Source organism: Cellulomonas sp. P4_B5_2 (genome assembly GCF_056402235.1).
Genome location: NZ_JBFUHU010000375.1, coordinates 1 through 3244, shown reverse-complemented (window position 1 = coordinate 3244; position 3244 = coordinate 1). Strand labels below are relative to the sequence as shown.

At 71.4% G+C, this 3244-nt stretch carries 3 protein-coding genes and 1 tRNA gene; 2 read left to right on the top strand and 2 right to left on the bottom strand.

Annotated elements, in window-relative coordinates:
• A partial coding sequence (locus AC1DUQ_RS19710; RefSeq protein WP_477074414.1) for a helix-hairpin-helix domain-containing protein occupies positions 1 to 1395 on the top strand: 1395 nt, incomplete at its 5' end.
• Between the two features lie 3 nt (positions 1396 to 1398).
• Here AC1DUQ_RS19710 and AC1DUQ_RS19705 read toward each other — a convergent pair.
• On the bottom strand, positions 1399 to 2625 hold the full coding sequence (locus AC1DUQ_RS19705) for an AI-2E family transporter (RefSeq protein ID WP_477062835.1): 1227 nt from the start codon (positions 2623 to 2625) through the stop codon (positions 1399 to 1401).
• A 146-nt stretch (positions 2626 to 2771) separates the two neighbouring features.
• Here AC1DUQ_RS19705 and AC1DUQ_RS19700 point away from each other — a divergent pair.
• A tRNA-Leu gene (locus AC1DUQ_RS19700) sits at positions 2772 to 2854 on the top strand.
• 65 nt (positions 2855 to 2919) lie between these two features.
• On the opposite strand, the gene AC1DUQ_RS19695 is transcribed toward AC1DUQ_RS19700, so the two are convergent.
• Positions 2920 to 3123 carry a hypothetical protein gene (locus AC1DUQ_RS19695; RefSeq protein WP_477062836.1) on the bottom strand — a complete coding sequence of 68 codons (204 nt, stop codon included), beginning with the start codon at positions 3121 to 3123 and terminating at the stop codon, positions 2920 to 2922.
• Positions 3124 to 3244: the final 121 nt, after the last annotated feature.

Here is a 3244-nt window from a genome sequence, read left to right as displayed (position 1 = left end):
TTCTACGACATCGTCATCGAGGTCGCCCTCATCCGCCCCGGTCCCATCCAGGGCGGCTCGGTCCACCCGTACATCGAGCGCGCGCACGGCCGCCAGCCGGTCACGTACCTGCACCCGCTGCTGGAGAAGTCGCTGGCCAAGACCAAGGGCGTGCCGCTGTTCCAGGAGCAGCTCATGCAGATGGCCATCGACGTCGCCGACTTCACCCCCGCGGAGGCGGACCAGCTGCGCCGCGCGATGGGCTCGAAGCGGTCGACCGAGCGGATGGAGGCGATGCGCGGCCGGCTGATGTCGGGCATGGCCGGGCACGGGATCGACGAGCAGACCGGGACGGAGATCTTCGACAAGCTCAAGGCGTTCGCCGACTTCGGCTTCCCCGAGTCGCACGCGTACTCGTTCGCGTTCCTGGTCTACGCCAGCGCGTGGCTGAAGGTGTACCACCCGGCCGCGTTCTACGCGGGGCTGCTCGCGGCGCAGCCGATGGGCTTCTACTCCCCGCAGAGCCTGGCCGCCGACGCCCGTCGGCACGGCCTGGAGGTGCTGCGCCCGGACGTGCAGGCGTCCGACGTGCAGGCGTGCGTCGAGCGCCTGGGTCCGACGCCCGCGGGCGGTGAGCCGCGGCTGGTCCCGACGCCCAGCGGGACCGGTCCGGTGACCGCGCCGGGGGTGCGGACGGGGGACGGCGACCGGTCGCTGGCGGTCCGGCTCGGGCTGGCGTCGGTGCGGTCGGTGGGGGAGGACGTGGCGCAGCGGGTGGTCGACGAGCGCCGCGCGCACGGCCCGTTCGCGGACCTGCGGCAGCTGGTGCGGCGGGTGCAGCTGTCGACCGCGCAGCTCGAGGCGCTCGCCACCGCCGGGGCGCTCGACAGCCTGGGCGTCACGCGGCGGGAGGCGCTGTGGGCGGCAGGGGCGCTCGCGCAGGAAGGGCCGGACACGCTGCCCGGCGTCTCGGTGGGGGTGAGTGCGCCGACGCTGCCCGGGCTGAGCGACGTCGAGATCGCCACCGCGGACGTGTGGGCCACGGGCGTGTCCGTCGACTCCTACCCGACGCAGTTCGTGCGCGACGGGCTCGACGCAGCCGGCGTCCTGCGGGTCGAGCAGGCGTACACGCACGAGATCGGCCGACGGGTGGCTGTCGCCGGCGTCGTCACGCACCGCCAGCGCCCCGGCACCGCCGGCGGGACCACGTTCCTGTCCCTGGAGGACGAGACCGGGCTGCTCAACGTCATCTGCTCGGCCGGCCTGTGGCAGAAGTTCCGCAAGGTCGCCCGGACGTCCCGCGCCCTGGTGGTGCGCGGTCGGCTGGAACGGGCGGACGGTGCCACCAACCTGGTGGCGGAGCACCTGGCCCCGATGTCGTTGAAGGTCAGGTCGGCGTCGCGCGACTTCCGCTGAGGCTCAGGGCTGCTTGACGGCCTCGTCGTCGTCGATCTCCTCGACGCTCTCCACGGGTTCGACCGCGTCGTCCGACTCGTCCTCCTCCATCGGCGGGTCCAGCGTGCGCAGCCGCGAGAAGATCGCCCAGCACACCGCCACGAGCGGCACCGAGATGACCGCGCCGAGGATGCCGGCGGTCAAGGTTCCCGCGGTGACGGCGAGCGCGATGACGACCGGGTGGATCGACACCTGCTTGCCCATCACGATCGGCTGCAGGATGTGCCCCTCGAACTGCCCGATCAGGGCGATGCCGATACCGACGATCGCGGCGGAGAGCAGGCCGTTCGCGGCGAGGGCGACGATCATCGCAATGACCATCGCCAGCGGCGCACCGATCAGCGGGATGAACGCACCGATGAACACCAGCACGGCGAGCGGCGCCGACAGCGGGACGCGCAGGATGCTCAGCAGGATGAACGCGAGCATGCCGTCGGTGACCGCGATGATCACGGTGCCGCGGGTGTACCCGGAGAACGTGTACCAGCCGGCGCCACCTGCCGTCTTCCAGCTCTCGCGCACCCGCGACGGGAGCTGGTTGAGGAACCAGGTCCACATCTCGCGGCCCCGCGCCAGGAAGAACACCGTGCAGAAGATCGCGAGCGCCAGGGCCGTGAACACCTCGACCACCGACCCCGCACCCGCGGCCGCCTGGCCCGCCAGGTCCCCGGCGTGCTCCTGCACCCACTGCTGACCGTTGCTGATCCACTCGGCGATCTGGTCGTTCGTGATGGTGAACGGCAGCGGGCCGTTCTCCAGGAACTCGGTGATCTGGTCGATGCCGTTGCTGAACTGCTTGGTCAGGTCGGTCCACTGGTTGGCGATCGAGTAGCCGACGTACGTCAGCAGCCCGAGGAAGAACACGATCCCGCCGAGCAGGCCGAGCGCGGTCGCGACCCCGCGGGGGATCCACCGGGCGAGGAAGTCGACGACCGGCCGCAGGACCGCGGTGAACACGAACGCGAGGAACACGGCGATGAACAGCAGCTGCACCTGGGACGTGGCGTAGAAGATGAGCGCCACCATCGCGATGACCACGAGCAGCCGCCACGAGACACCCGCAGCACCACGAAGCCAGCGCGGGGCGGTGTGCTCCGTGCCGTAGGCGCTCGGGTTGCGGCGGGCACCGGCAACCTTCCGCGCCGTGGGGCTGGCAGGAGCCCGTCCCGTCGAGGTGCTCGTGTCGGTCATCGGGCTCCTTGTTTCGCGGCCGAGGGCTTGCTGTCTCGGCGTCTGCCGCCAGTCTGCCTCGGGGGGCCGATGCGTGCTCGCCCGCCGCGCCGTGCTATCTTTTCTGCCGCACCTGAGGGCGCCTCCGGGTGCCCTGCGGTCCACCTGTCCGGGTGGCGGAATGGCAGACGCGCTAGCTTGAGGTGCTAGTGCCCTAACGGGCGTGGGGGTTCAAGTCCCCCTCCGGACACTCGTTGAGACAGCGACGAGCAACCCCTGATCTGCGGAGACGCGGATCGGGGGTTTGTTCGTCTCTCAGGCCCGTTCGGACCGGGCTCGGCGGTCCCAGCGACCGGCCAGCGTGTAGAGCCCCACCGCGACGGCGACGATGCCCCCGAACCGCACGGCGGCGCCGGGCCACGACGTCCAGAGAGTGTCGCTGGACGAGACCAGCACGACCAGGAGGGCGAGGGCGAGGGCAGCGGCCGCCCAGAGGGCCGTCGTTCGCGGGTTCGTCATCGTCGACCGCCCAGCTCGGGTCCGGTGTCGTCACCGGTGCGACGCCGGCCCCGTTGCCGGCGTGCAGCCATGATGCGACCAGACGGCGCGGACGTCATCCACCGTCTTGGGATCCGGACCC

Excerpts from the sequence above, each read along its gene's own strand:
- AC1DUQ_RS19705 (WP_477062835.1), bottom strand. The coding sequence starts at position 2,625 with ATGACCGACACGAGCACCTCGACGGGACGGGCTCCTGCCAGCCCCACG.
- AC1DUQ_RS19695 (WP_477062836.1), bottom strand. The coding sequence starts at position 3,123 with ATGACGAACCCGCGAACGACGGCCCTCTGGGCGGCCGCTGCCCTCGCC.